Origin of the sequence: Candidatus Palauibacter sp., assembly GCF_965261555.1 — a bacterium.
Taxonomy (GTDB): domain Bacteria; phylum Gemmatimonadota; class Gemmatimonadetes; order Palauibacterales; family Palauibacteraceae; genus Palauibacter.
On the sequence record NZ_OZ253465.1, the window covers coordinates 1,514,852 to 1,539,517 of the forward strand.

At 65.2% G+C, this 24,666-nt stretch carries 21 protein-coding genes and 6 tRNA genes; 12 read left to right on the plus strand and 15 right to left on the minus strand.

The window, feature by feature from the left end:
• Positions 1 to 98: 98 nt before the first annotated feature.
• Genes ACQY5G_RS06445 through ACQY5G_RS06470 form a run of 6 tightly spaced genes read right to left on the minus strand, consistent with a single transcriptional unit; the run spans position 99 to position 7,790 of the window.
• A complete protein-coding gene (locus ACQY5G_RS06445) occupies positions 99 to 1,379 on the minus strand; it encodes a hypothetical protein (protein WP_428278106.1) in 1,281 nt (426 codons plus the stop codon).
• Complete coding sequence (locus tag ACQY5G_RS06450; protein WP_428278108.1) at positions 1,376 to 2,044, minus strand: c-type cytochrome; 669 nt, start codon at positions 2,042 to 2,044, stop codon at positions 1,376 to 1,378. The genes ACQY5G_RS06445 and ACQY5G_RS06450 overlap by 4 nt, the downstream gene beginning before the upstream one ends.
• Positions 2,041 to 2,544: a DUF3341 domain-containing protein gene (locus ACQY5G_RS06455; RefSeq protein ID WP_428278110.1), complete on the minus strand. Its 504-nt coding sequence runs from the start codon at positions 2,542 to 2,544 to the stop codon at positions 2,041 to 2,043. Before ACQY5G_RS06455 ends, ACQY5G_RS06450 begins: the two co-directional genes overlap by 4 nt.
• Positions 2,537 to 3,892 (minus strand): NrfD/PsrC family molybdoenzyme membrane anchor subunit, encoded by a 1,356-nt coding sequence (gene nrfD / locus ACQY5G_RS06460; protein WP_428278112.1) that lies wholly within the window; start codon positions 3,890 to 3,892, stop codon positions 2,537 to 2,539. The genes ACQY5G_RS06455 and nrfD overlap by 8 nt, the downstream gene beginning before the upstream one ends.
• Positions 3,892 to 6,993, minus strand: coding sequence for a molybdopterin dinucleotide binding domain-containing protein (locus ACQY5G_RS06465; protein ID WP_428278114.1), 3,102 nt, complete (start codon positions 6,991 to 6,993; stop codon positions 3,892 to 3,894). Before ACQY5G_RS06465 ends, nrfD begins: the two co-directional genes overlap by 1 nt.
• Positions 6,981 to 7,790, minus strand: coding sequence for a cytochrome c3 family protein (locus ACQY5G_RS06470; RefSeq protein ID WP_428278116.1), 810 nt, complete (start codon positions 7,788 to 7,790; stop codon positions 6,981 to 6,983). Before ACQY5G_RS06470 ends, ACQY5G_RS06465 begins: the two co-directional genes overlap by 13 nt.
• 230 nt (positions 7,791 to 8,020) lie before the next feature.
• Here ACQY5G_RS06470 and ACQY5G_RS06475 point away from each other — a divergent pair.
• The 6 genes from ACQY5G_RS06475 (at position 8,021) to ACQY5G_RS06500 (ending at position 8,728) form a co-directional block, all read left to right on the plus strand.
• A tRNA-Val gene (locus ACQY5G_RS06475) sits at positions 8,021 to 8,094 on the plus strand.
• Positions 8,095 to 8,111: 17 nt separating this feature from the next.
• A tRNA-Asp gene (locus ACQY5G_RS06480) sits at positions 8,112 to 8,186 on the plus strand.
• Positions 8,187 to 8,215: 29 nt separating this feature from the next.
• A tRNA-Ala gene (locus ACQY5G_RS06485) sits at positions 8,216 to 8,289 on the plus strand.
• A 79-nt stretch (positions 8,290 to 8,368) separates the two neighbouring features.
• Positions 8,369 to 8,440, plus strand: a tRNA-Thr gene (locus tag ACQY5G_RS06490).
• Positions 8,441 to 8,507: 67 nt separating this feature from the next.
• Positions 8,508 to 8,580: transfer RNA gene (locus tag ACQY5G_RS06495), tRNA-Gly, on the plus strand.
• Positions 8,581 to 8,654: 74 nt separating this feature from the next.
• A tRNA-Pro gene (locus ACQY5G_RS06500) sits at positions 8,655 to 8,728 on the plus strand.
• Positions 8,729 to 8,955: 227 nt separating this feature from the next.
• On the opposite strand, the gene ACQY5G_RS06505 is transcribed toward ACQY5G_RS06500, so the two are convergent.
• Both ACQY5G_RS06505 and ACQY5G_RS06510 read right to left on the minus strand, forming a co-directional pair.
• Positions 8,956 to 9,402 carry a retropepsin-like aspartic protease gene (locus tag ACQY5G_RS06505; RefSeq protein WP_428278118.1) on the minus strand — a complete coding sequence of 149 codons (447 nt, stop codon included), beginning with the start codon at positions 9,400 to 9,402 and terminating at the stop codon, positions 8,956 to 8,958.
• Entirely contained in the window at positions 9,377 to 9,640 is a 264-nt protein-coding gene (locus tag ACQY5G_RS06510) for a hypothetical protein (protein ID WP_428278120.1), read from the minus strand. The genes ACQY5G_RS06505 and ACQY5G_RS06510 overlap by 26 nt, the downstream gene beginning before the upstream one ends.
• 151 nt (positions 9,641 to 9,791) lie before the next feature.
• Between ACQY5G_RS06510 and ACQY5G_RS06515 the strand changes: the two genes are divergently transcribed.
• From ACQY5G_RS06515 to ACQY5G_RS06525, 3 genes are all read left to right on the plus strand, one after another.
• On the plus strand, positions 9,792 to 10,577 hold the full coding sequence (locus ACQY5G_RS06515) for a DNA-processing protein DprA (RefSeq protein WP_428278122.1): 786 nt from the start codon (positions 9,792 to 9,794) through the stop codon (positions 10,575 to 10,577).
• 91 nt (positions 10,578 to 10,668) lie between these two features.
• Positions 10,669 to 12,798, plus strand: coding sequence for a HigA family addiction module antitoxin (locus ACQY5G_RS06520; protein ID WP_428278124.1), 2,130 nt, complete (start codon positions 10,669 to 10,671; stop codon positions 12,796 to 12,798).
• A gap of 108 nt (positions 12,799 to 12,906) precedes the next feature.
• Positions 12,907 to 13,278 (plus strand): hypothetical protein, encoded by a 372-nt coding sequence (locus ACQY5G_RS06525; protein ID WP_428278126.1) that lies wholly within the window; start codon positions 12,907 to 12,909, stop codon positions 13,276 to 13,278.
• Positions 13,279 to 13,644: 366 nt separating this feature from the next.
• Here the strand turns inward: ACQY5G_RS06525 and ACQY5G_RS06530 are convergent, their stop codons facing one another.
• From ACQY5G_RS06530 to ACQY5G_RS06545, 4 genes are all read right to left on the minus strand, one after another.
• Positions 13,645 to 14,304 carry a hypothetical protein gene (locus ACQY5G_RS06530; protein ID WP_428278128.1) on the minus strand — a complete coding sequence of 220 codons (660 nt, stop codon included), beginning with the start codon at positions 14,302 to 14,304 and terminating at the stop codon, positions 13,645 to 13,647.
• A gap of 123 nt (positions 14,305 to 14,427) precedes the next feature.
• Positions 14,428 to 15,933: an N-6 DNA methylase gene (locus ACQY5G_RS06535; protein ID WP_428278130.1), complete on the minus strand. Its 1,506-nt coding sequence runs from the start codon at positions 15,931 to 15,933 to the stop codon at positions 14,428 to 14,430.
• Positions 15,933 to 17,471, minus strand: a complete 1,539-nt coding sequence (locus tag ACQY5G_RS06540) for a restriction endonuclease subunit S (protein ID WP_428278132.1) — start codon at positions 17,469 to 17,471, stop codon at positions 15,933 to 15,935. The genes ACQY5G_RS06535 and ACQY5G_RS06540 overlap by 1 nt, the downstream gene beginning before the upstream one ends.
• Complete coding sequence (locus ACQY5G_RS06545) at positions 17,468 to 20,266, minus strand: DEAD/DEAH box helicase family protein (RefSeq protein WP_428278134.1); 2,799 nt, start codon at positions 20,264 to 20,266, stop codon at positions 17,468 to 17,470. The genes ACQY5G_RS06540 and ACQY5G_RS06545 overlap by 4 nt, the downstream gene beginning before the upstream one ends.
• Positions 20,267 to 20,501: 235 nt before the next feature.
• Between ACQY5G_RS06545 and ACQY5G_RS06550 the strand changes: the two genes are divergently transcribed.
• From ACQY5G_RS06550 to ACQY5G_RS06560, 3 genes are all read left to right on the plus strand, one after another.
• Positions 20,502 to 20,909 (plus strand): hypothetical protein, encoded by a 408-nt coding sequence (locus tag ACQY5G_RS06550; protein WP_428278136.1) that lies wholly within the window; start codon positions 20,502 to 20,504, stop codon positions 20,907 to 20,909.
• 106 nt (positions 20,910 to 21,015) lie between these two features.
• Positions 21,016 to 21,429 (plus strand): hypothetical protein, encoded by a 414-nt coding sequence (locus ACQY5G_RS06555; protein WP_428278137.1) that lies wholly within the window; start codon positions 21,016 to 21,018, stop codon positions 21,427 to 21,429.
• A 131-nt stretch (positions 21,430 to 21,560) separates the two neighbouring features.
• A complete protein-coding gene (locus ACQY5G_RS06560) occupies positions 21,561 to 22,058 on the plus strand; it encodes a TIR domain-containing protein (RefSeq protein WP_428278138.1) in 498 nt (165 codons plus the stop codon).
• A gap of 97 nt (positions 22,059 to 22,155) precedes the next feature.
• Here ACQY5G_RS06560 and ACQY5G_RS06565 read toward each other — a convergent pair whose 3' ends face one another.
• The 3 genes from ACQY5G_RS06565 to ACQY5G_RS06575 are packed head-to-tail and all read right to left on the minus strand — an operon-like array spanning position 22,156 to position 24,352.
• A complete protein-coding gene (locus ACQY5G_RS06565) occupies positions 22,156 to 22,953 on the minus strand; it encodes an endonuclease III domain-containing protein (protein WP_428278140.1) in 798 nt (265 codons plus the stop codon).
• 56 nt (positions 22,954 to 23,009) lie between these two features.
• On the minus strand, positions 23,010 to 23,483 hold the full coding sequence (locus ACQY5G_RS06570) for a hypothetical protein (protein ID WP_428278142.1): 474 nt from the start codon (positions 23,481 to 23,483) through the stop codon (positions 23,010 to 23,012).
• A complete protein-coding gene (locus ACQY5G_RS06575; RefSeq protein ID WP_428278144.1) occupies positions 23,480 to 24,352 on the minus strand; it encodes a DUF3800 domain-containing protein in 873 nt (290 codons plus the stop codon). Before ACQY5G_RS06575 ends, ACQY5G_RS06570 begins: the two co-directional genes overlap by 4 nt.
• Between the last annotated feature and the right edge of the window lie 314 nt (positions 24,353 to 24,666).

Below are 24,666 nucleotides of genomic sequence, written 5' to 3' on the forward strand. Positions count from 1 at the left end.
TGCCGGCCACGTGGCCAGCTTGAATCCAGCCTTGAAAGTAGAGACCGGGGGCCGCCCGGGGCACCCCTTTCGTCCATCGGCCAGAAATCGGCGGTCGTCTACGGGCCGCGGCCGGGACTCCCCATCGCGATCGTCTCGCGCATCGGGACCTTCGGGAAGGTCGTCGAATAGGCGCCGTACGCGAGGGCGAACAGGCCGACGAAACCGACCGAGATCATCGCTTCCGGTACGCCGAGCGGCAGTCCCTCCCCGTGCCAGATCGACGGCGCCACCATGTTCCAGCGCTCGACCCAGAAGCCGACCAGGATCAGCAGCCCCACGAACGCCAGCCAGCGCGAACTCATCTTCGGGCTCCGCCCCAGGAGGAAGGGGAAGGGGAGGGCGAAGATGAGCACCATCTGGAGCCAGAACATCCAGCCGAAGGCGCCCGTCGAACGCGGCATGAAGAAGTTCGTCTCGCGCGGGATGTTGCCGTACCAGATGACGAGATACTGGGCGAACCACAGGTAGGTCCAGAACGCGACGAAGGCGAACGTCAGCTTGCCGAGATCGTGGAAATCGTACTTCCCCCACAGCCGGATCCCGCCGGTCCCCCCGTTATAGCGGTGGGCCATGACCGCGACGAGCGCGAGCAGGCCGAGCCAGCCGCCGATGAAGTAGTACGGCCCCCAGACCATGCTCATGAAGCCCGGCGTGAGCGACATCCCGAAGTCGAACGCCAGGAGCGAGAAGATGACGGCCCAGCTCAGGATCAGAACGGCGGACAGCCGCCCGATCCGGCTTCGGCAGCGCTCCACCTCCACCTCGTCTCCGCGCCACCCCCGGGCGAAGAGCGAAACGACGGCCTTGCGCCAGCCCCGGCTCTCCGCGGCGACCAGCGGCGCGTCGGCCCGGATCGAGTAGAAGAGCCACACGAATCCGAGCAGATAGAGCACGGCGAGCAGGACCCCGTTCCGCAGGAACACGCCCTCGAGCGTGAGCCAATCGCGGTTCAGGTGTTCCGTCTCCACGGGCCCGATCCAGGGGAAGACGTGTTCGGCGCCGAGCCGGAGGGCGAAGAAGAGGGCGAAGGAGACGGGGAGGAAGGCGCCCGCGGCCTCGGCCAGCCGGCGGAAACTCTTGCCCCAGTGCCCCTTCGCGACCTGGAGGACGGCCCCGAAGACGATGCCCGCCATCGAGATCGCCGTCCAGAAGAGGAAGTTCGACCAGACGCTCATCCAGGCGCGCTGCGCGTCCCCGCCGACCGTGGTCGCGAAGCCCGCGGCCCCGATCGCGACGGCCGCCAGCCATACCCCGAGCCACACGGTCGGAATGCGGCCGCTGATCGTCTTCAGCGCCTCTCCCGTGGTGAGGACCGGGCGGTCGCCGCCGCCGCTCACTGCCCGCCTCCCGTCCCGGGGATCTCGGCTCCGGCCGTGTCGGCCGCCGCCGCTTCCGCCGCTGCCGTATCGGCCGCCGCCGCTTCAGCTGCCGCCGCTTCAGCCGCTGCCGCCTCGGCCGCCGCCGCTTCCGCTTCCTCGGCCATCGCCTCGGCCTGCAGTTGCCGCACGTACGCGACCAGGTACCAGCGGTCCATGGCCGGGATGCGCCGGTAGGCCGGCATCAGCCCGCGTCCGTTCCCGATCATGCCCCAGATGTAGCCGTCCGTGTATCCGCGCGTGAGTTCGCCGCGGATGTTGAGGAGCGGGATGTCGGGAATCCGGTTCTGACCCACCACGGAGCCGTCGCCCGCGCCCGTCACGCCGTGGCAGGGCGTGCAGAACTGGCTGTACAACTCCGCCCCCCGGGCCAGATCCGCCTCGGTGCCGGAGATCGGGCTGACGAGCATGGTATCGGCCGCCATCAGGTCGTACGTGCGCTCGCCGTCGATCGGCATCGTGCCGGGCACCGGCAGCCGCGCCCGCTCCTCGAAGGCCTCCACCGAGGGCTGCCAGGACATCGTGTTGAAGAACGGCGTCCGCTGCTCCAGATGCTTGATCTGGTCGTCGCAGGCGCCGAGCGCGAAGGCGGCGAGGACCACGATGGCGGCGGCCCGGGCCCTCATCCCTGCACCTCCACGTCCACCGCGGCGGTCTCACGCACGAGCGCCTCGGCGGCGGCCGTGCCTTCGCCGTTGGCCGGGACGAAGATGCCCCAGCGGTCGACCGAGAAAGACGTCCGATACGCCGGGTCGAGGTTGATCACCGGCCGCTTCGTGTGCACGAGCAGCGCGACGAGCCCGAAGATCCCCGTGAGCAGCACCGTGAGCTCGAACATGAACACGACGAACGGAGGCAGCGACACGAGCGGCTTGCCCTGCGTGACGAGCGGGTAGGCCAGCGACGTGCCCGCCGTGAGCAGCACCCCGAGCGTACACCCGGTGATCGCGCCCGTCAGCGCCCACACGCGCACCGGCGAGGAGTGGATGTCCATCGCCTCCTCGATCTCCGGCGACGGAATCGGCGAGAAGACCTCGATGTCGCGGTGCCCCGCGTCCCGCAGCCGCGCGATCGCCTCGAGCGTGCCGGGCAGCGTGTCGTACTGCCCCAGGACGCCGCTACTCATCGTCATCCCTGTGAGCGTGCGCATGTTCGTGCGCGAGATGTTCCTTCACCTCGGCGATCGAGATCACCGGCAGGCTGCGCGAGAAGAGCAGGAACCAGAAGAAGAACCAGCAGAAGCTGCCGACGAGAATCGACATCTCCACCCAGCTCGGCGTGTACAGCCCCCACCCGCCCGGTTCGTACTCGTGGGCGAGCGAGGTCACGATGATGACGAACCGCTCGTACCACATCCCGATGTTGACGAAGATCGTGAGCGCGAACAGCGCCGGCAGGCTCGTGCGGACCTTCTTGAACCACAGCGCCTGCGGCACGACCACGTTGCAGAACACCATCACCCAGAACGGGAGCGCGTAGGCCCCCAGCGCCCGCCAGCGGAAGCTCTCGATCTCGATCGGGTCCGCCGAGTAGTAGGCGAGGAAGAACTCCGTCCCGTACGAGAAGCCGACGATGAGCGACGTGAGCAGGACCAGCTTCGCCATGTTCTCGAAGTGCTTCTCGGTGATGTAGGCCTCGAGCCCGAACGCCCAGCGCAGCGGGATCATGATCGTGATCACGAGGGCGACGCCGCTGAAGATCGCGCCGGCCACGAAGTACGGGGCGAAGATCGTCGAGTGCCACCCGGGCACGATCGAGAGAGCGAAGTCCCACGAGACCACGGAGTGCACCGACAGCACCAGCGGCGTCGCGATCCCCGCCATGTAGAGGTAGATCCGGCGGTAGTGCCGCCACTCGCTCACGGTCCCCTGCCAGCCGAGCGAGAACGCGCCGTAGATCTTGTACATCCAGCCCTTCGCCCGGTCGCGCAGGATCGCGAAGTCGGGGATGAGGCCGGTGTACCAGAACAGCGCCGAGATGATGAGGTACGTCGAGACCGCGAACACGTCCATCACGAGCGGCGAGCGGAAGTCCGGCCAGATCTGCCGCTGCGAGGGGTACGGCATCAGGTAGTAGAAGTACCAGACGCGACCCAGGTGGATGAGGGGGAAGAGCCCGGCCGTCATCACCGCGAAGATCGTCATCGCCTCCGCGGTGCGGTTGATCGTCGTGCGCCACCCGGAGCGGAAGAGGTAGAGGATCGCCGAGATCAGCGTGCCTGAGTGGGCGATCCCGACCCAGAAGACGAAGGTCGTGATGTACACGCCCCAGAAGACGGGGTGCGTGATGCCCGCGACCCCGATGCCGGCTCCGATCTGGTAGAACCAGGCCCCGAACATGAGGGCGAGACCCGCGGCCGCGACCCCGAGCACGAGATAGAAGCGCTTCTCGGGCATCGCGATGGGCCGCGTGATGTCGCGGTTCGCGTCGGCCAGCGTCGGGTGGGCGGGCACCTTCGCCTCCGCGGTCGCCATCAGTGCGCCTCTTCGCCTTCGCCGGCTGCCGCCGGTTCACCGTGCCCGCCGGCCGCCATGTGCTTGTGCGTGACGTCCTCGAGGTAGGTGATCGCGGGCCGGACCCCGAGTTCGCCGAGCGCGTGGTAGCCGCGGGCGCTCTTCGCCTTGCGGGAGACCTCGCTCGCCGGATCCTTGAGGTTGCCGAAGGTGATCGCATTCGACGGACAGCTGGACTGGCAGGCGGTCATCACCTCGCCGTCCGCGACCAGCCGCCCCTCATCCTTGGCGTCGATCTTCGCCTTGTTGATCCGGTGCACGCACATCGTGCACTTCTCCATCACCCCCACCTCGCGGACGGTGATGTCCGGGTTGAGCTGGAGGTTCAGGGGCCAGGGGAAGGCTCCGCCTTCGCGGCCGCGCTCGTTGTCGTGGTTGAACCAGTTGAAGCGCCGCACCTTGTAGGGGCAGTTGTTCGCGCAGTACCGCGTGCCGACGCAGCGGTTGTAGACCTGGACGTTGAGCCCCTCCGGGCTGTGGTACGTCGCGTAGACCGGGCACACCGGCTCGCACGGCGCGTCGCCGCAGTGCTGGCAGAGCATCGGCTGCTGGACGGTCTGGAACCCGCCGTCCTCCGTCTCCTCCTCGAAGCGGTGGATCCGCATCCACGACATCTCCCGCCGCAGCGCGGCCTGCTCCTCGCCCACGGTGGGGATGTTGTTCTCGGAGTAGCAGGAGGTGACGCAGGCGCCGCAGCCGGTGCAGGAGTTGAGGTCGATGACCATGCCCCAGCGGTACGGGCTGTTCGGATCCGAGTCCCACGCGGCTTCGACCATCTGGACGAGGTCGATGTCGTGCGCCTCGATCTCGTGCAGCGCGTCCTCGACGTTCATGGCGTGGACGATTTCGCGGTCGAGGTCGTCGGTGGAGCCCTGCGTGACGACGAGGCGCGCGGTCTCCCCGGTGGCCTGGACGGTCACCGCCGTCCCGGCGTACGCCAGCGCGCCGGAGCCGGGGTCCGCGTTCGCCGCGAGGAGGTCCAGCGGGTTCACGCCTCGGTTCCGCGCGTGGCGGCCGTATTCCGTGTGCCCCTGGCCGAGCGGGATCGCCACCGTGTCGGGGCGAATGCCGCGGTAGACGTAGACCGGCGCCTCGATGGCGCCCTGGTCGGATTCGACGCGGACGACGTCGCCGCGGTCGACGCCGAGGGACTCGGCCATGTCCGGGTGCATCTCGACCCAGGAGTTCCACACGACCTTCGTGATCGCGTCGGGCTGTTCCTGCATCCAGGAGCGGTTCGCGCCGCGGCCGTCGTAGAACTGGGCCGTCGGGTAGACGACGAGTTGGGTGCCGGCGGGCGCCTGCGGGAGCGCGAAGCCGCTGCCATCGCCGCCCGCGGGCGCAGCGTCCTCGCCGGCCCCCGCATCGCCGTCGCCCGCCCATGCCGCCGCCGAGGCGCCGCCGCGCCGGAGCGCATCGAGCCACGCGGCATGGTCGCCGAGCCGCTCGGTCCAGGTGTTCCGCAGCACGGTCGCGTAGTCCGTCCCGCTGAACGCGCCGCCCTGTCCCGCCGCGTTGGCGACGTCCAGCAGCAGGTCCTCGCGCTGGCGCGTGTCGAACACCGGGTGCATGAGCGGTTGTCCGAGCGCCATCGCGCCGCCCGCCAGTTCGGCGTCGCACCACGACTCGAGCGCGTGGTGGCACGGGAGCACCCAGCCGCAGGCCGACGCCGTCTCGTCGAGTTGCGGCGTGACCGCGACCGTGTTCGCCACGTTGGCGAGCGCCTCGCCGAACCCCGCGGCAGCGGGGAGCGCGTAGGCGGGATTGCACCCGGACACGATGAGCGTCCGTACCTGGCCGGCCCGCATGCGCCCGATCAGGGCCTGCATGTCCGCGAAGCTTGCCGTCGTGCCCTCGGGCGCGCCGTCTCCCGGGAAGACCGAGCGGCCCGTCGCGCCCAGAAGCTCGTTGAGCGCCGCCACCGCCTGCTGCGCCTGCCGGGCATCGGCGCCCTGCGACTCGAGCCCCGGCGGAATCGCGACCGCGTTCTCCGCGGCGGCAAGTTCCTCTCCGAGCGCGCGGATCGCGTCGGCCGAGACGCCGGCGAGCTCCGCCGCCGCCTCCGGCGACACGCCGGGCAGTCCGGCGGGAAGCTCGGCGCCGCGTGAGGCGGCCACGATGCCGGCGACCGCGAGCGCCACGGCCCCCTCGGTGCCCGCGCGCGCTTCGACCCACTCATCCGCGTTCGCGCCGGTGAGCGAGAGGCGCGGCCCGACGAAGGTGAACTTCGCGTGGTGGTGGGCGTCGATGTCCCGCGCAGCCGCGAAGCTTGCGGAAATCTGCGTCGGCGCGAGCCAGGTGCCGAGGAAGTCGGCCCCGAAGCAGGCGATCCGGTCCGCCGAGGAGAGATCGAAGCGCGGCATGCCCGCACCGCCGCTCACGTCCGCGGTCCCCGTCGCCAGCGCGTCGTTCGAGAACGGCTCCCAGGCGATGTGTTCGACCCCCATCACGCGAGCCCAGTCCGCGATGAAGCGGCCCGTCGTGCCCGTGACCCGGCCCGTGAGGAGCACCCCACCGCCGACGCGCACCGCATTCGTGAGCGCGGCCGTCGCATCCTCCCAGTTCGCGTACTGGAAGGGAGGCGCCCCCTCCTCCGTCGACGGATTCCGCTGCAGCGGCTGACTCACGCGATCCGGATCGTAGAGATCCTGCAGCGTGGAGTGCGTGAGCGACGAAAGGCCGCTCGTGCCGCCCCCGAACCGGTCGTTCGGGCTCAGGCCGAGGACGCGGCCGTCGCGCACCTGCGCATGGACGGCGACCGGCTCCGGCCCCGCATCCGCCAGCACCGTCGCGTACGTCTCGGAAACGCCCGGCGTGATCCCCTCTTCCTCGACGAGGCTGGGGATGAGCTTGTCGCCGAAGCTCGGCGGGCCGCAGGCGGCCAGCGTCGCGGCTCCGGCCCCGGAGGTCCCCAGCACCTTCAGGAAGCGTCGGCGCGAAGGCCCCGTGCCGTTCGCCGCCGCGCCGTTCAGGACCTCCGGCTCCGGCGTGGCGCCGCCGGCACCGGTCCCGCCACAGCCGCAGTCGCCGCAGCCGCCGCTGCTCCCGTTCAGTAGTGACATGCCGCGCAATCCGTGGGAGCCCGGGTCCGGCCGTAGTCCGTGTCGATGTCCCTCGGGTAGAACCCTTCCGGCTGCCGAGGCGCCGGCGCCCGCGGCGGCGGGTTGTCCCGCGCCAGCGTGTGGTCCGTCGCGAAATCGCCCTCGTAGGGAGGCTGCCGGTGGCAGTCGAGGCACCAGCCCATCGTGAGCGGCGCCCACTGGTAGACCCGGTCCATCTCCTCGACCGGCCCGTGGCAGTCCTGGCACTCGAGGTTCCGCACGTGGGCCTTGTGGCTGAACTGCACGAACTCCGGCAGCTTGTACACCCACTCCCATTCGATGGGCTCGCCGCGCGCCTCGTACTGGCGCAGCTCCTCGACCGGCGGCAGCCCCGTGCCCGCAATGCGGTGGCATCCCATGCAGACCTCGAGCGTCGGAACGACGCCCGACACCGACTCCTCCGTCCCCACATGGCAGTACATGCACTCGATCTGGAGGTCCGTCACGTGGAAGCGGTGGTTGAACGGGATCGGCTGCTCGGGCCCGCGGCTCGCGTTCTCGTGATCGTAGATCGCGCGCCACTGCGCCGGCATCGTCGCGAGATCCTGCTCTTCGGCGAACTGCGCGGCCGCGGCCGCCGTCTCGCCCTCGCCCGCGGCCTGCGGATCCGCGCTCTCCTGGACATGCAGGAAGGAGGACGGATCGAGGCTCGCGACAGCGATCTCGAGTTCGCCGGTTGAAGGCCGGTACAGCGCCAGAGCGGTGGCGCCGAGGGCCGCAGCGAGGACGCCCGCGGCCGCGCGAGAGCTTATCTTCATCCGCCTCTCTGAGGGGGAATCGACGATGTGAAACGCCCGGCCGCCTCCGCCGTCGGAAGCGCGGGTCGCGAACAAGGTAAAGCCCGCCCCGGTGGATGCAACCGTAGCCGCGAACCCCCGAACCGGCACCCGCCGGAGCACCCCCCGAGGTTGACCGATTCGGCTCGTTCCTTTAGCATTGTGTCGTCCGAGCGGGCTCCCACCCGGGGTCCGCTCGTCTTGTCTTCGGGGGGGCCTTAGCTCAGATGGCTAGAGCGCTACGTTGACATCGTAGAGGTCACTGGTTCGAGTCCAGTAGGCCCCATCGAAACGCCGCTGCAGGGGGCTGTAGCTCAGTCTGGTTAGAGTGCCGGTCTGTCACACCGGAGGTCGCGGGTTCAAATCCCGTCAGCCCCGTCCCCAGAGGACAAGAGGGAGTCGAGCGAGGGGCCGTAGCTCAGTTTGGGAGAGCGCTTGAATCGCACTCAAGAGGTCGCGGGTTCAAATCCCGCCGGCTCCATTTTTCCGTCGTCGCGTCCACCCCCGGCACCCCCGCGAGCCTTCTCGCCGGGTTCGCCCCGGGTAGCGGCCGACGGCTCGCCACCGTAGCTCAGGGGTAGAGCACCGCATTCGTAATGCGGCGGTCGTCGGTTCAAATCCGACCGGTGGCTCTGGCAGCACCCCTCTCGGCTGCGGCTCGCAGGCTGGCCAGGCCGGCAGCCGGAGGGAGCAGCACACGCGGGTGTAGCTCAGTTGGTAGAGCGCAACCTTGCCAAGGTTGAGGTCGCCGGTTCGAATCCGGTCACCCGCTCTCAAGCCGGTTCGCCGCTCCGTTTGCGAGCGCGACCCCGGCCCCGCGCCTCACGCGCGGTCCGCAGTACCCCTCGGGGCGTGGCTCAGTCCGGTAGAGCGCTGCGTTCGGGACGCAGAGGTCCCCGGTTCAAATCCGGGCGCCCCGATTGAGAACGCTTGGCCAGGTTGGCCGGGCGTACTGTTCGGCCCGCCCGGGCTACCAAGGTCACCCCCCGGATTACGCGGGCCGCCGAAGGCGGTCGTAGCGAAATCCGGGCGCCTCGGCCCGGTCAACGTGCTGTTCGTTCCATCGCCCCCCGCTGACCGCGGAGCGGTCGCGGCCGTTCGGCCGATTCTGCGGGGACTGGCCTGCGAAGTAACCGGCGGGAGCGGCCTACATCGCGAAGGAAAAGTGGCCATCGCTGGAGAGAGTAAGGACACCGCGCCGCAAGATATCCAACCCGATCAGCGCGTTGTAGGGCGAGTCGCTTGGTTCGAATTCAAGCACTCGCAGGTTCGTGAGCAGCTCGGCGCTTGCTCCGGCCGCCGGGTTATTCGGGTCGCTTGGGCGGAGTTGAACGAGCACATGGACATCGTAGACGTTCTTTTCGGTCACGCCGTCCGCAGATCTGACACTTGCCTTTCCTACGGGGTCCAGGTCGAGTGCTTGTATTACGGCTGGCGAGATGCAGGTCCGCGTGGCCCCGGTGTCAACGAGAGCCATGCAGCCGTGGATGTTGGAGAGCACCGGGGGATCGGCATCATCCGGTTCCGCCGCCGCGAACGCAGCCTGCCAAATCAGTCCACGGTCCCAGTCAAACGTTCCCGATATTACCGACATGCGAGAAGTATCCGAGGTCTACGGGTTCGTTGGTGATTTCTTGTATCGAGAACGGCCCGCCGAGAAGGCGGCCTGCCCTTACGGCATCTCCGTCCGTATCAAAACACGCGATGACCTTGCCATCCTGCATGAGCGCAGTCCGGCCAGGGTCGGTCCTCATAAGCTCACCGAGCAGCGCCTTGAACGCGATGTAGTTCTCATCAACCTGCCTCTGCTGGTCGCTTCGCTCCTTGCTCATCGATCCGGTTTCCTTACTTCGAGTTTCGCTGCAAAACCACACACCATACTACCCTTCACACGCGATCTCCGTCAACGTTTTTTTGAACATCTCGGCTCCGTCCGGTTACGCTGCTATCGTAGGGGGTTGGCCACCGCTACGACGACGCAAGGTGGTGTTCAACGCGCTCGGCAAACGCTGCGGCGAAACGTCTGGGAACCGCGCAAGAGACCAGATTCCGCGGGAGGGCAGAGCACTGACGAAGCTGACTACTGCAGAGCCCCAGGAACTCCTTGGGCCGCTCACCGACTTGGAGCACCGGGCCGCGGCTCCGGAGCTGTATCTTCGTGGTGACCGGACGCTCCTCGAGCTGGGCACGCGCGTCGCGGTCGTCGGTTCTCGGCGGGCCTCGCCGCAGGGGTTGGAATGGACCCGGCTGGTCACCGAGGCGCTGGTTGAGCGCGACGTGACCGTGGTCAGCGGTCTGGCCAAGGGCATCGATACGGTGGCGCACCGGACGGCCCTGGACTGCGGCGGCAAGACGGTGGCGATCCTGGGCACCGCCTTGGATCAGTACGCGGTCCCAAGCAACCGGCGTCTCCAAAACGAGATCGGAGAACGCGGGCTGCTCGTGTCGCAGTTCCCGGCGGGGTCCCCCCCGAACAGGTCGAACTTCCCGCGGCGCAACAAAACCATGGCGCTGCTTTCGGACGCCACTTTGGTTGTGGAAGCCGCCGAGAACAGCGGCACGCGATATCAGGGATGGGAGGCGATCAGGCTTGGGCGGCCGGTACTGTTCCTCAAGAGGTTCCTGTCCATGACGTCCGCCAAGTGGCCCGGAGAGATGATCGAGTACGGTGCCTTCGCGTTCGATGCCAGATCGCTGCTGCGAGTGCTGGACGAGCTGCCGTACCGAAGCGCCGACCCCACTGCCGATGCCGGGTTACTCCCCTTTTGAACGCCGCGCGTTCCGATTGACGAACGTTCATCACATGCGTAGTGTCGTCCTTACGGCATTACGCACTACGATGAGGCCGAACGGACGCTGAATGGAAACGGAACAGAGCGCGGTGAGGGAAACGGACCACCCAGGTGCCACCCTAAAGAAGTACGTGGAAGCACATGGGCTGACCGTGCAGCGGAGTGCGGAGCTGTTGGGTGTGGCGCGGCCCACGCTCTCAAGGATCTTGAACGGCTGGGCATCCATTTCGCCGGACATGGCGGTTCGATTGGAAGAGATTGGATGGGCGGATGCCGAGTCTTGGCTCGATTTGCAGGCTACCCACGATCTTGCGTGCACACGTAGAACCCCTGATCTGCCGGGAAAGCTGGTCGGCCCGGAACTGGAGTATTTGGTGGCGTGGCGCAAGGACGGTCAGTCTGCCGGGCCATCCCGACGATACCTGCGGCAACTCGCCCCGAACCTCGGTCGCGTGACGCCGAGGAAGCGCGGCGCTTCCCTTGTTGGACTTGGGATGTCGCTGGTTTGCCAGGATCAGCCGGTCGATGCCGTCCTCAGCGGATTGGCCGAACATCCCGCTTGGCGTCGGCTGGACCTGCCGTTCCGTCCGTCGGATCACTTCTCCCGCCCCGGCGGACTGGAACGTGCGGAGGGCGCACGGCGGGTCAGTCACCGCCCCTACCCGCCGGGAAGATACCTGGTGGCGTGGAACCCGTCCGACTCGGAGCATCATCGCTTGGCCGTGGGTTCTTGGCCCGATTACGACGGCTGGTCGACGGGATTCGCCAACGGTGTGGTGGGAGGGACCACTCTATCGCACACGATTTGGCCGGAAAGCCGCGAGATTGCCCTCTTGATGCTTGCGTTTGGGCTGATCGCGGAGGGTCACTATTTTCGTGAGGTGCTCGAGGAGTTCGCGGCGATTCGTGAGTGGCGTGATATGGGCGTTCTGCTCCCGGACGGATACTACGATAGGGCGCTGCGAGATTACGCCCCCGAGCAATGGGCTCCGCATAACCGACCCTCCGTCGACTCCTCCGATTCCGACGACGGCGAGAACAGCGGAGAAACAGGCCAAGGCCTAGGCACGGATCGACGAGCTACAACGGTCACTCGTGATGGCCCAGAGTGGGAACTGCTGTTCTTGCTTCCCAACCTCAAGGTCGAGCCCGACGATCTCGCAACGTGGGGATTTCCGCCCCAGGCCGGCCTTACTCTGGGGCTCGACGGTATGACGCTGACATCTGCGAAGGATGAGCGTGTGGTCGAGACCTTGGAATGGTCCGCCGCCGCCGCCTCTTGGGTGAAATCGTTTCACGATGGCTACTGGAACCCGATCATGCCCGCTGCGGTGATCGCAAAGAAGGGTTGGGGTTCCTTGATGGACAAAGACCCGGAACCCGTGATGTCGTTCCTGAACGCCGTCGCTGTTGCCGCGCTCCTGCGGGCCAGAGCGAAGTGGCCCGGTGCGTATGTACGCGGGCCGCTGTGGGCGGATTGGTTCGACCACCATCCGATCGAACTGCGGCGGGATGGCTCGGCCTTGGACATCGCGACACCCACGGTTATTCACTCACATGTGCCCTGGACAGAGCTTTCGCTGACGTGCAACGTCGGCTTAGGACAACGCGAAATGGACTGCACCGACGAGCGCTTGGCTCTTCGGCTCGGTGCCGCTTGGAAGCTGCGGTATCAGGAGGGGCTAGCGAATCGTGCGACGATTCGGCTGTTTCGATCAATCGAGGTCGCCAACGAAGCCCTTAGGATGGTGTCGAGAGGCTACCGCACGACCCGAGAAGCGGCCTCGGCTTCGGTTCGCTGGGCGACATCCGTAGAGATGCTTGCCGCCCCCGGCCAGGGATACGTACGCAAGGATGATTGCCTCGCGTTGATCAGAGAATATTCCAGCTCCGACGGTGAAGAGGAGATCGCTGCAGATGTCTTTCGGCGGCTGTACAAGCTGCGAAACGACAGCGTGCACGGCCGCGAGATCGGTTCGGACCAGCTTCGTCCTTTTGGAGAGCGCGCTCCGCCCCTGCTTTCCCTGGCCTCGTCCGTATATCGATTGGCGTTGGCTGCCTATCTGAGCCAACACTGGCCAGCCCCGGCTACGGTTGAGGATGCTGTGGCGGGTACACAGGCAGGGATGCCGCTGGGATCGGTTGATCCGCCGAGAGCCGACTACGCGGCGCACCTCGGCTATGCTCGAACAAACTAACCCGGCGTCCGACCCCTTCTCAGGTCGGTCAGAGATGCGTGCGGAGTCTCAATCCCGTTGCCGCGACCCGTCCGCCGACGCAGGAAACCGAGCAACGGAGGGGTAATCGTGGAGATCATCATCAGCGCCGCCACCGCGTGGGCGCTCACCCACCTGTACCATCGAAGGGCCAAGCGCCAAGCTGATCTTCGGCATGAGACGACAAAAAGAGAAATCGCTGCGGAGTTCAAACGAATCCCCGAGTTGCCTCCGCCACGCTCTGGAGACGACCAAGCGTGGCGCGAGTTCCGTCAGCAGATGCGCGCGAACGCGCTCGAGTTCGTTTTCGGCGTTGTATTGCGGCGGCATCCGGAAACGCGGGAGCGTGCCGTAGGGGCAGTTTACGGCATACTGGAGAGTGCACGTGAAGGAAACGACAATCCCGAGCGCATCCGAGCCATTGAGGACGTGTTGACGTTCCTTCGGTCACCACCTCGATGATTTCATTGGGAATTATCAAGAATACTTGATCTAGGTCTCTGTTCTTTACTGCTCCATTACTCGTTACGCTCCGTGCGTGACCCGAACAACAACCGCGCCGCGGTCTGCCGGTGTCCTGCCTTCGTACTCCGCTTTTGGCGACGGCTGATTCCCCCACTCCTCGATGAGCACCAGCCGCTCCGCATCCGTCAACGCGGGTGGCGCTGCGCCGTCAACTATACTCCGGTTCGTTCCGCTTCTTCTTGCTCATGGTCCTACCCATCATAGCTCGCTACGCACTTGATGGCTACGCGGCGAAACTCCTCATATGTCGTTGGTCCGTCGAACGCTCTGCTCGGCATTTTCGACAACTGCTCCTGCCAGTTCTCAGGTCAAGTGCTGTGCAAGAAACGACGAAACTCCCGTGTGCATTTCGGTGACATCCGTCTTCGAGTACTCGGAGAACCTGCCATGATCCGCCGCGTTGCGGACATCCGTCCACACGGCCAATCGTTTTTGCACAAGCCTCGTGTAGACGCCCTTGGCCGCCAGTTTCTGATTCAGAGCACTGAGATCGTCGCGCGCTCCGACTTTGACACCTCGGTTCGTGGCCATTCTACGGAGGCCCTCTTCTAGCACCGCCCCGCAAAGCGATGCTGCGGCGTCCTTGTATTCGCGGGCAAGGAGGTGTCCGGCCATGGCAAGAAAATCCGTAAACACTTCGGCCGATACTAGGGTCTGCAGGTCGGTCAGAAAACCATCTTCGAGGTCCTCATGTACGGCCTTTAGGATACCCAAACCGGCTTTCACGCTGCTGGCGAACCGTCCCTCAACTTCTTGCCGAAAGCTGGCAACGTATACATGGTCAGCGCCAAGGAGATTCGTCAGGAGCGAAAGGGATTGTGCTCGCCACTCCGTAAAGGCTCCGTGTTCGAGCTTAGGAAAACTGACAAAGCCGGGGGGATTCGGTGAATGTGTCTCGAGAACAGCGCGACCCTTCGCGAGGAGTCGGTCGATTCGAACTTCGAATCTTTGTGAGGTGTTCATGCCAGATTCGACGTCTCCAATTGAATGATAGCCTACGGCACGTGGTGAGCGGGCATGGGACTGCGTTTGCCAAGGAGTCTCAGCCGAGGAGAGAGCATAGACACGTCTCGGAAGATGGATCTGTCACGTTGTGATCTCTCCTGGCGACTGAAGCTCTTGGGCTACGGCTTCGAACGCTTCCAGGGCAGCGTGCAGGTCTTCCACGATCTCCGCGGCCAGCACCTCGGGCTCGGGCAGGTTCTCACTGTCCTCCAATGCGCTATCCTTGAGCCACAGGAGGTCGAGGTTCAGCTTGTCTCGCGTGGCCAGCTCGTCGTACGCGAACGCCCTCCAGCGACCGTTCTCGTTTTCAGAGCTCCATGTCGGCTTCCGCTTGTGGCGCTCTCCCGGCCGGTAGCAAGTGACGAAGTCGTCGAGATCCTCGCGCCGGAGCGGCTTCATCTTAAGCGTGAAGTGCTTGTTCGTTCGCAGATCGTAGACCCAGAGCCGCTCCGTCCAAGGCTTCTCGCGTGCGGGCTTGGCATCGAAGAACAGGACGTTCGCCTTCACTCCCTGGGCGTAGAAGATCCCGGTCGGAAGTCGCAGGAGCGTGTGGACCTCGAACTGCTGGAGTAGGTGGCGCCGCACGGTCTCCCCCGCGCCGCCCTCGAACAGAACATTGTCCGGCACGACGATGGCGCACGAGCCGTGTTCCTTGAGAAGCGTCTTCACGTGCTGGAGGAAGTTCAACTGCTTGTTCTTGGTGCTGGTCCAGAAGTCCTGCCGCTCGTAGGTGTCGGACTCCGTCTCAAGTTCGCCCTCCTCGTTCACGATCTGGATGCTGCTTTTCTTCCCGAAGGGCGGGTTGGTGAGCACCATCGAGAAGCGGTCGCGCGGTTCATTGGCGAGGCTGTCCACCCCTGACTGGATTGGCGACCGATCCGCGCTGATCCCGTGCAGGTATAGGTTCATGATGCAGAGTCGGGCGGTCGCGGGGACGATTTCGCATCCCCGCACGAAGTCCTCGCGGAGATGGCGTTTTTGGTCGGTATCCAGCGCGCTTCCGTGTTCGCGGACGACATGGTCATGGGCGGCGAGGAGGAAGCCGCCGGTTCCACAGGCGGGATCACAAACCGTTTCGTCTTGAGTCGGCCGCATCACGTCCACGATGGCCTTGATGAGGTCGCGGGGTGTGAAGTACTGGCCCGCGCCCTTCGGTGACTCCTGCGCCGATTTGGCCAGCAGGCCTTCGTAGATGTCGCCTTTCACGTCGGCGCGCATCGACATCCAAGCCTCGGGCTCGATCAGGTCCACGATCAATCGCTTGAGGGTCGCCGGATTCTGAATCTCCTGCCTGGCCTTCTTGAAGATCTCTCCGAGCATCCCTCCCAGCTTGGGAAGCTCCGTCAGAATGCGGCGGTAGTGCGTCTCGAGTTCCTCGCCGTCGCGAACGAGCAGGCTCGGCCAGTCGAGACCCGCCGGCACGATGGTAGGGTGGTTCCACGGTGGCTGTGTACGCTCGTGGGCCATCTTGAGGAAGAGCAGGAACGTGATCTGCTCGGTGTAAACCATGTAGGACAGGCCGTCGTCGCGGAGCAGGTTGGCAAAGCTCCACGCCTTGTTGACGATCTGCTGGGTTTCGTTCTGCATCAGGCGACTTGGCCCTTCCGCTTGTGTTTCGGGTTCGAGGCGCGCCTTCTCTTCTGCTTTTCCGCATCCCGCTCGGCACGGATGCGCTCAAGGAGAGCGGACGCGGACTCGTCATTGGGATCTTGCGGCACCAGTCGGCCGTCGAAGGCGCGCTTGAGAATGGATTGGCGGAGCGCAGAAGCGCGAATCACCATTTTGGCTTCAACTTGATCCCGCACGTCCCGGCTAGTGTCGCAGAGCGAATCAGCGAGCCTGATTGCGCGGACTTGCTCGCGGATGGGTGCCAACGGAACGGGAAGTGCTCTGACCTTGGAGAGGCTGAGCGTGTACAAACCAGACGTAGAACTGGCCTTCTCAAGTACCGCCCGCCGCCCGCCGAGCGAGAGGAGCCATAGCAGCATCCATCGGGACCGAGACGCGGAAGGCGCACAGCGGACCTTGATCAAATGATTCTGGTGACAGCACGGCTCCAAGTCCCCTTGCCATTGCGCAACACGCCCAATCTGCTCGGCGCTTCCGTTACCTTCCACGATGAGGAGATCACCAGGCCGCAAGACCACTCGATCAAGTTCTGATTCTGACACCCCGATCGTTCTTACATCGTCCAACCTGAACTCGTCGGCATAGACGTTAGCCACCCGCAGATAGGGATACCGGATCGGCAAGCCGCTCCTTGCAGGGTTCTTGGTCAGCCCGCCGGTTACTGATGCCAACTGATCGACCGTCGACCAGCACCATCCATCGGGTAGCTCTGGGAGGCTGCCGGTGTCGGGCTCCAGCGGCTCGTTGTACTTGGCCTTCCAGTTCTGCGGCGGCTTCCTTCCTTTCGCCTCGAACTTCGCGAGCTGTTCCTCGTCCCAACGCCTCCGCCGTTCGGCCAGAATCCGCCCCAGCAACTCCTCGCCGTTCTCCTCGGACGGGTTCTCCTTCCTCCACTGTTCGGTCAGTCTTCCCTCGACCGCCGCCTTGAGGACGGACGCCCGGTAGTGCTTGAGATTGGCCTCGGCACGCTTCAGAGCGGCTACGCCGTCGTCCAATCTGGCGAACAGGGACTCGATTCTCACGACGATGCGATGCTGCTCGGGAAGCGGGGCGAGGGGGAACGGAAACGCCTTGATGACCGTCTGGCTAATGTTCTGCTGGGTGCCCCCTTTCCCTTGGCTGGTTAGGTCCTCTCGTATCCTGCGCAGGTACCAGAATAGGTAACGCGTCGGCACCGGGCCGGGGTGCGTGTGGGCAATGGCCTGGTTGGTGGTCAGTGGACCGCTGGCAATTCCGAGTTTCCCAATCGATCCGTACATCGCAAGTAATACGGAGCCCGGAGCAATCCACTTCGCCGAACTGTTGTCTAATCCTGCTTGGGAGATCGAGGATCGAGTACCGTCTACGATACCGTCGTTCAGGTCACCAATGACCGCCCAAGGTATGCCGCCATCATAAAAGTCGGCGACTGACTTTCTCGGAGTGCCCCCGCTTCCCCAATCGAAGCACTCGCCGAGCGTGGTCGATATCCACCCTGGCGGTAGCAACCGCGTCATGCCGCTAGCCTCTCGTTCAACTCAGCCAGCATTCCGTCCAGATCGTCCCCAAACGCCTGCCACGCGCCCCCGAGCCCACCCCACTGGTTGAACGGCACGTCCTCGAAATCCTCTCGCTCGATCGCCAAGCTGGACGCGATATGGTCCTTGATCGCATCCAGCCACCTCCGCTGCTCCGCGGTGAACTCCTGCCCCCCGCGCGCCTTCTCCTCCAGCCACGCCCGGTAGCGGGCTTCCACCTGGTCGGCTACAGGCACGATCGTAACCTCCGGACTGATCGCGTGCTTCACGATCGCGACCAGATCGACGAGCGCACGGCCGCCCCTGCCCGTCACCTTGTCCGGCTCCAGCGCCTCGTAGAGCCGCCACAGCCCGTTGGCCGGGTCGTGGAGTCCAACCGGTGGGTTCCTCAGCGCATCACGAAGCTCCCTGACGTGTCGGTAGCGGAGTCCGGCTCGGTACGGCCGGCTGTAGAGGATCTGCAGCGCCTCGATCTCGTCCTTGTTCTCTTCTAGGAACCGCTGGAAGTCGTCCAGCTTCGAGCGGGCGCTCTGAACCGCTGGCTCGCCGCGCCCGAAGTCGAGGAGCACGTCGATGGCGGCCTCATCGATGATCTGGTAGAGGCTCTGGGCGATCTCGATGATCGCGTGCCTAAGCCCCGGCTGGCTGAACGGTTTGAGCGCCTCGACCATGCGCTCGCGCTCCACCGCGTCCAGTTGCTCGGACGATGGCTCCTCGTCTTCGGACAGTCCGTGCTCCGCGACCGCCGCCTCGTGCGTCTCCTGCGGGTCGATGCTCTCCAGGAGTCGCCCGGTCAGCTCGGCGAGACTCTCTCCGCCCGATTCCCGCGAGATCCGCACCGCCTGCGCCTCGTCCACCTGTTTCCCGAGCCGGGCCAGACGGGAAGCCAGGCTCGATACGAGATCCGCGTTGACCTTCCCCATCGCTGCATCTTGAAGCAGCTGCCTCGTGCTGACCGATGGCTTGCGCTCGAGCGGCGCCGATACCGTCTTGTCCCGCTCGCACACGCCGACGGCATCAACGATCACGAAGTGCGTCTTGTTCTTCGCGTCCGGCGTGACCTTCCGGAGGTCGCCCGGCTCGATGACGCGTACGCCGCGCCCCTTCATCTGCTCGAAGTAACCCGCCGAGTTCACGTTGCGCATGAACAGGAGACACTCCAGCGGCTTCACGTCGGTGCCGGTCGCGATCATGTCCACGGTGACCGCGATCCGCGGATTGTATGAGTTGCGGAAGCTGTTCAGCAGATCCTCCGGCGAGGCTCCGGTTGTCTTCGAGGTAATCTTCCGGCAGAAGTCGTTGCCTTTGCCGAACTCCTCCTTGAGGATCTTCACGATATCGTCGGCGTGGCTGTCGTGCTTGGCGAAGACGAGCGTCTTGGGGACTTCGGTGCGGCCCGGGAAGATCTGCGTGAAGAGCTGGTCGCGGAAGGTACGCGCGACGAGCCGGATCTGGTCCGGGGCGACCACATCGCGGTCGAGCTGGTTGGCGGTGTAGGTCAGGTCGTCCTCGAGTTGGGCGAGCGTCGTCTTGAGCGTGCGCCGGTCGCGCCGGGGCACATAGGGACCCGCCGGCACGCCGCCCCCTTCCTCCGAGATCTGCGTCTTGATGCGGTAGATGTCGTAGCCGACGTTGACCCCGTCGGCTACCGCCTTCACATGCGAATAGTCCTGCACCACGTTGTTGCGGAAGAAGCCGATGGTTTGGGGACTCGGGGTGGCGGTCAGCCCGATCAGGAACGAATCGAAATACTCGATCACCTGGCGCCAGACGTTGTAGATCGAGCGGTGGCACTCGTCGATGACGATGAAGTCGAAGGCCTCGGGCGGAAGGTCGCGGGCGTACTCGACCGGGGCGGGCTCGCCACCTTGAGAACGGCCGGACTCGAACAGCGACTCGTCTTCGTTGGCGGGGTCGTATTCGGGATCGCCCTTCAGGATCGAGTAGAGCCGCTGGATGGTCGTGATGACGACCTTGCTCGCCGGATCGACGGCGTTCGCTTGGAGGCGCTGGACCACGAACTCCTCGGCGAAGGAGTAGGCGGACCCGGCATCCCGGTACTGCTGGAACTCGTTGAGCGTCTGGCGGCCCAGGTTGTTGCGGTCCACGAGGAACAGGATGCGTTTCGCTCCGGCGTACTTGATGAGCCGGTGGCAGGCCGTGACCGCCGTGAACGTCTTCCCGCTGCCGGTGGCCATCTGGACGAGGGCGCGCGGGCGTCCGTGGGCGAGGGACCGCTCCAGGCTGCCAATCGCCTCGTGCTGCACCGGCCAGAGTTTGCCCTTCGGCAGTTCCGGCATCTTCCGGAGCCACCGACGCAGCTGTGCCGATCCGAGGTTCTGTAGCCGTAACAACTCCTCGGGACGGTGGAAGGTGAAGATCTCGCGGCTGCGCGGGTCGGGATCGAGGCCGTTGGTGAACTGGGTCACCTCGCCGGTGGACTCGTAGGCGAAGGGGAGGGGCCGATACCGCGCCGGAACCTGCTCGTCGAGCCCCTCGGTGTAGCGCTTCGACTGGACGACGACGCCCTGAAGCGTATGCCCGGCCGGCTTCGCCTCGATAACCCCAACGGCCCATCCGCCGGCGTAAAGCAGGTAATCGGCAAACCCGGATCGGGCCTTGTCACCGTCGGTCCACTTCAGCGGGAACTCCCGGACGGCCACGCCCGGCCCCGCATGGATGTTCATGGACGCGAAGTCCTGGACCACCCATCCGCAGGCCTCAAGCTGCCCGTCGATCTTCTCGCGGGCCCGCTGTTCAGGAGTCAGCGGCACCGGGGCGGAATCTCTTCAAGAGGCCGGAGCATACCTTGTGAGCCACATGCTGCGGGGGTGCGTGAGAGCGGAGGAGGACCGGGAGTCGAGCGCATGGCGGATAATATGATCGAATCGCGAGGCGGTCGAGATGGTGGCCAGCAAGGCCGCCAGAACCGCTCCAGGGTCTTCCGTCGCGCAACATCGAGAAGGGGCATCGGCAATGGCGAAGCAGACCGATGATGGGGAGAGATACGTGCCGACGGTTCAAGAAATCGAGGAAGGACGATCTGAGCGCGGCGGCTACACGCGAGCGACGGTCGAGAAGTGGGGCGTTCCGTGGCCGCTCCAGAAGGGCTGGCGAAAGCGGCTCCTTGCAGAAGCCGCTCGCCACCATCCGCCCGATTTGCGAGCGAAGCCGGGCTATCTGGTTCGCATTCGCGGGCGCACCGCACACATATGGACGGGCAGCGACACGGCGTGTCGCCAGTATTCGACGGGCGCGATCAAGAATCTTCATCACTACACCGTCACCGATAAGCCCGATGGCTGGCAGGTATGCGAGAATTGCCGGGGTGCCGTCGGCCCCCGTAGCAGGGCCTTCGGCGGTTCGGATGTCGACGACCCTCGCCAAATCGGGCTGTGGAACACCACCCAAGGGTAGCCGGGTCCGAGGGGAAGTGAGCTGACGTGCCCGGAGGGCTGTTGGCGCGCGGGCGGCCGCCGAGTGGAAGCTGGACCCATGCCGCCAAGGTCGGTTATGCTACCCCATGGAACACAAGCTAGCGTACCTGCAGATGATCCAAGCCGTGATCACGCGGATGGCTAGCAATTCGTTCCTGATCAAGGGATGGAGCATTACGCTGGTGGCCGCACTGTTCGCCCTGGCCGCCGTCGGGACGAACGAGTTCTTCGTTTACTTGGCGTATTTCCCGGCCTTTATGTTCTGGGCCTTGGATGCCTATTTCCTGCGCCAGGAACGCCTGTTCCGAAGGCTTTGGGATCACGTCCGCCAAGTAGACGCTGCGATCGACTTCTCAATGGACACGGGGGCGTTCACCGACAAGGTAGACGGCACTTGGAGGGTCGCCTGGTCGCACACGCTGGCGCTGTTTCACGGCACCATCACTGGCACGATCGTGATCGTCATGCTGCTAATGCTGGCTGATCAGCACCTCTGGTAGGAGAAGAATTTCTCGTGGTGACGAAACGCGCATCCTTCAGGTTCGATTCGGACTCCGGTTCCGAAGGCGCGTCGGCTCTGCTGCGGACCTGGGACAACATGACGTCTGTTTTGGGCGAGGATTGAGATCCGATGGCTCGTCGCTGCTTCTTCAGCTTTCACTACAAGCCGGACAATTCGCGCGCCGCGCAGGTCCGAAACATGGGTATGGTCGACGGAAACTTCCCGGTCTCGGACAACGATTGGGAGAGCATCACGCAGGGTGGAGACGGCGCGATTCGGAAGTGGATCCAAGACCAACTCTATCGCCGTTCCTGCACCATCGTCTTGGTAGGAACCAATACTGCCGGGCGGAAGTGGATCGACCACGAGATCATCGAGTCCTGGAACCGCGGGATGGGGGTGGTGGGGATCCACATCCACGGCCTGAAGAACCTAGACCGCCGCATCTCCGGGAAGGGACCCAATCCCTTCGCCCACATCGGTTACGGCAATAGCGGCACGAAGCTCTCGTCGATCGTGAAGTGCTATAATCCTCAGGGTACCAACAGCAAAGATCGTTACGCATGGATCAAGAAGTACCTTGAGGATGCTGTTGAAGAGGCTATCAAGATAAGGAACAACCACTAGCGACGGGCATCGGCCAGCCCAACGGTCGAGCCCGGCACGACGCTCTGGTCCGTAAGGCTGGCACGCTGAGCACCCACCCGTACCGTCGCGCTCATGTTCACGATCCAGCTCCTGCACTTGAAGCCACCCCGACCCTCGGACACACCGACCCCATGTAGCACTCCCCACACTCCGGCGCACGCCCGGCGTGACACCACTTCGTCCCGAGATGCCATGCCGGCCAGTCGAGTTCCCCCGGCCACTCCGGGCTGAGCTCGCGAGCGCGCAGCTGGAGCCGGAGTCCCTGCTTGTCCCTGATCGAGCGTAGCTGGCTGTGTTCGAGCCTGTCGAGGAGGCCCAGCCGCTCGAACACCCGCAGGACGTGGGTGTCGACCGCAATGTCGGGCATGGGCGTCGTGAGTCCGATGTGAAAATCGCGAATCAGGATGTTCACGGCCACGTTGGCGATCTTCGGGCCAACACCGTCGAAGGCCAGGAACCGTCTGGCCACGGCAGCGCCGCTGCTCCCGTCGGCCCAGATACGCGAGGCGTCCCCGCCGTACCTGTCCCGGATGTGTCGGAGGGCCGCCGGAAGCAATCGTGCCATCGTCGTGGCCAGCGGGTGGCCCGAGGACGCGAGCACGGAGGCCCACTCCTCCTCCGGAAGCCTCAGCAGCGCGTCCAGGTCGAAACCCCCGGCGGCCTTGCGGAGCGCGAGTGGAAGACTCCAAGCGATGTCGGATTTCGTTCGCCGGTCGGCGATACAGGCCAGCACGAACGCGTGCGGATAACGCTCGAGGTCGTTCACGAGGTCGCGCGCGGAGGGCTCGATGTCGATGCCGCTGACGCCTACCCCCGGCTCGAGCGACTCCGCCCCGAACCGCTTCAGCTGTGAGATGATGTCGTCTACCGGCATCGGTCGTCCCTTCTCTACCCGCGCGCCGTCCACTCTCGGCGGTCCCGTCTACCGCCTCACGGGTCCACCCCGAATCCGGGCACGGGGGCCTCGCAGGCCGGACACCGTCCCCCGGTCGCTCCGTCTCGGACGTGCCCGCACTCGAGGCACGTTCGTTGCTGCCGCGCGCGGCGCCCGATGGACGCGAGCGCGTCCACCGTCTCGTTCGTCGCCTCGGCCTCCGGTACGGTGGGGGTGAGGGGCGGAAGGCGTCGCCGCGTTTGGGGGTCGATGCGCACCGGGACGGCCGGGAGGATCGCGTCCCGCCCCTCGCCCCGGAGTCCAGGGACGGGCCGCCGCCTACGCTTTGTCCAGCGTCGGGCGCAGCGCTCTGCAGTCTCGCGCGTCCGATGCCGCGTCCCGCACCCATCCTCCACGATCTCGCCGGGAAGGCCCTCCGATGGCGTGCAAGTCCACGCCTCCACCCACCGCCCCTGCCGCCGCGCCAGCCCCTCCGCAATCCGCCGCAACCAACGCACGCGCGCCGTCATCGCCCCTCCCCGAACCGCCAGTCGGAGGCTGTCGCTCGTAATTCCGGCGCATCTTCACAGCCATCGTCCGGGAACGTCAGCTGCTCCTCCTGGGGAAGCCAGGCACCGATGTTCCCGGGTCTTCGACGAGTTGTGCACGGCGGGCAGTCGCAGCTTCTCCCTCGGCTCGGACCTACGTGAACCAGGCCATGGATGACGCCCTCGCGCACGTCGAAGTACCTCAACAGCTTTCGCGTCAGCGCGTGGCTGCGCTTCTCATACGATAGCCAAATGGCGTGTGCGACGAAGTCCGCTGCCTGGAGCAATCGCGATTCCTTCATTGGGGCAAAGTAAGGGATGTCGGCAAGGTTGTTGAGCGAGCCCCACCGAGTTCCGCGGCGCCGAAATCCCCTCACCCAGAGTTTGGCGCGGGCATCAAACCGACCTTCGGAGAAGATCAGCAGCCCTCGTTGCGGATCGTCATGTTCGTGGTAACGTCTCGTCAGAAAAGTGTCGAAGCGTTTGCAGACTTGTTCGGTAGCAGCCTCAACGGCGTCCTCACCGTAGAGTTCAGCGTCCTTTTCGATTGCCGCAGCGTAGAGCTTTAGGCCGCCGCGGTCGTCGGTGGCCGTGATCGCGGCAATGACGTCATCCAGCACCGCCTGTCGTTTCGCCTCACTGACGCCGCGCCAGAATCCTCGGCCAGCCCGGATCGCTGATGCGTGAAATGGAATGGGTGGCTGGTTGGGGAAATGCTTCTCTTGCACGTGCTCGAGCCGCCGATTCAGGTAGTGAATCTGACGCTCGAAGAGGGCCAACCCGGCCAACACGAAGTAGCGATCGCTCGGGTCGTTCTCGTTTCCCGACTCGTCCAGGTACAGCACGTACATGCGCGAACTCCAACGTTGACGGATTGCGCCCCCCAGCAGTACGTTGGCCGGGAATGGTCATGCGACCGGCGCGGTTGCCTTAGCGACCCGATTGAACGGTTGCCTCGGGGCGGCAGATCTCTCATGCGGTGAGAGGCTGCCGCCCCGCTTACATCCCCGATGTGATTCTGTACGGGAGGGGATGAGAAGACCGGCTCTCTTGAGTATGCCCAACAGCGTCACCGCGCGTTCAACGCGGTGAGGTGCACCCGGGCCGACGCGGACAAGACCCGTCGACGTGGTCAACATCCATGGCTTCGCCGTCCTCGAAGCCA

What these genes read in the sequence shown, in the direction of transcription:
- ACQY5G_RS06450 (WP_428278108.1), bottom strand. Translation starts at nt 2,044, where the DNA reads ATGAGGGCCCGGGCCGCCGCCATCGTGGTCCTCGCCGCCTTCGCGCTC.
- ACQY5G_RS06455 (WP_428278110.1), bottom strand. Translation starts at nt 2,544, where the DNA reads ATGAGTAGCGGCGTCCTGGGGCAGTACGACACGCTGCCCGGCACGCTC.
- nrfD (WP_428278112.1), bottom strand. Translation starts at nt 3,892, where the DNA reads ATGGCGACCGCGGAGGCGAAGGTGCCCGCCCACCCGACGCTGGCCGAC.
- ACQY5G_RS06465 (WP_428278114.1), bottom strand. Translation starts at nt 6,993, where the DNA reads ATGTCACTACTGAACGGGAGCAGCGGCGGCTGCGGCGACTGCGGCTGT.
- ACQY5G_RS06470 (WP_428278116.1), bottom strand. Translation starts at nt 7,790, where the DNA reads ATGAAGATAAGCTCTCGCGCGGCCGCGGGCGTCCTCGCTGCGGCCCTC.
- ACQY5G_RS06505 (WP_428278118.1), bottom strand. Translation starts at nt 9,402, where the DNA reads ATGTCGGTAATATCGGGAACGTTTGACTGGGACCGTGGACTGATTTGG.
- ACQY5G_RS06510 (WP_428278120.1), bottom strand. Translation starts at nt 9,640, where the DNA reads ATGAGCAAGGAGCGAAGCGACCAGCAGAGGCAGGTTGATGAGAACTAC.
- ACQY5G_RS06520 (WP_428278124.1), top strand. Translation starts at nt 10,669, where the DNA reads ATGGAAACGGAACAGAGCGCGGTGAGGGAAACGGACCACCCAGGTGCC.
- ACQY5G_RS06530 (WP_428278128.1), bottom strand. Translation starts at nt 14,304, where the DNA reads ATGAACACCTCACAAAGATTCGAAGTTCGAATCGACCGACTCCTCGCG.
- ACQY5G_RS06535 (WP_428278130.1), bottom strand. Translation starts at nt 15,933, where the DNA reads ATGCAGAACGAAACCCAGCAGATCGTCAACAAGGCGTGGAGCTTTGCC.
- ACQY5G_RS06540 (WP_428278132.1), bottom strand. Translation starts at nt 17,471, where the DNA reads ATGACGCGGTTGCTACCGCCAGGGTGGATATCGACCACGCTCGGCGAG.
- ACQY5G_RS06555 (WP_428278137.1), top strand. Translation starts at nt 21,016, where the DNA reads ATGGAACACAAGCTAGCGTACCTGCAGATGATCCAAGCCGTGATCACG.
- ACQY5G_RS06560 (WP_428278138.1), top strand. Translation starts at nt 21,561, where the DNA reads ATGGCTCGTCGCTGCTTCTTCAGCTTTCACTACAAGCCGGACAATTCG.
- ACQY5G_RS06565 (WP_428278140.1), bottom strand. Translation starts at nt 22,953, where the DNA reads ATGCCGGTAGACGACATCATCTCACAGCTGAAGCGGTTCGGGGCGGAG.
- ACQY5G_RS06570 (WP_428278142.1), bottom strand. Translation starts at nt 23,483, where the DNA reads ATGACGGCGCGCGTGCGTTGGTTGCGGCGGATTGCGGAGGGGCTGGCG.
- ACQY5G_RS06575 (WP_428278144.1), bottom strand. Translation starts at nt 24,352, where the DNA reads ATGTACGTGCTGTACCTGGACGAGTCGGGAAACGAGAACGACCCGAGC.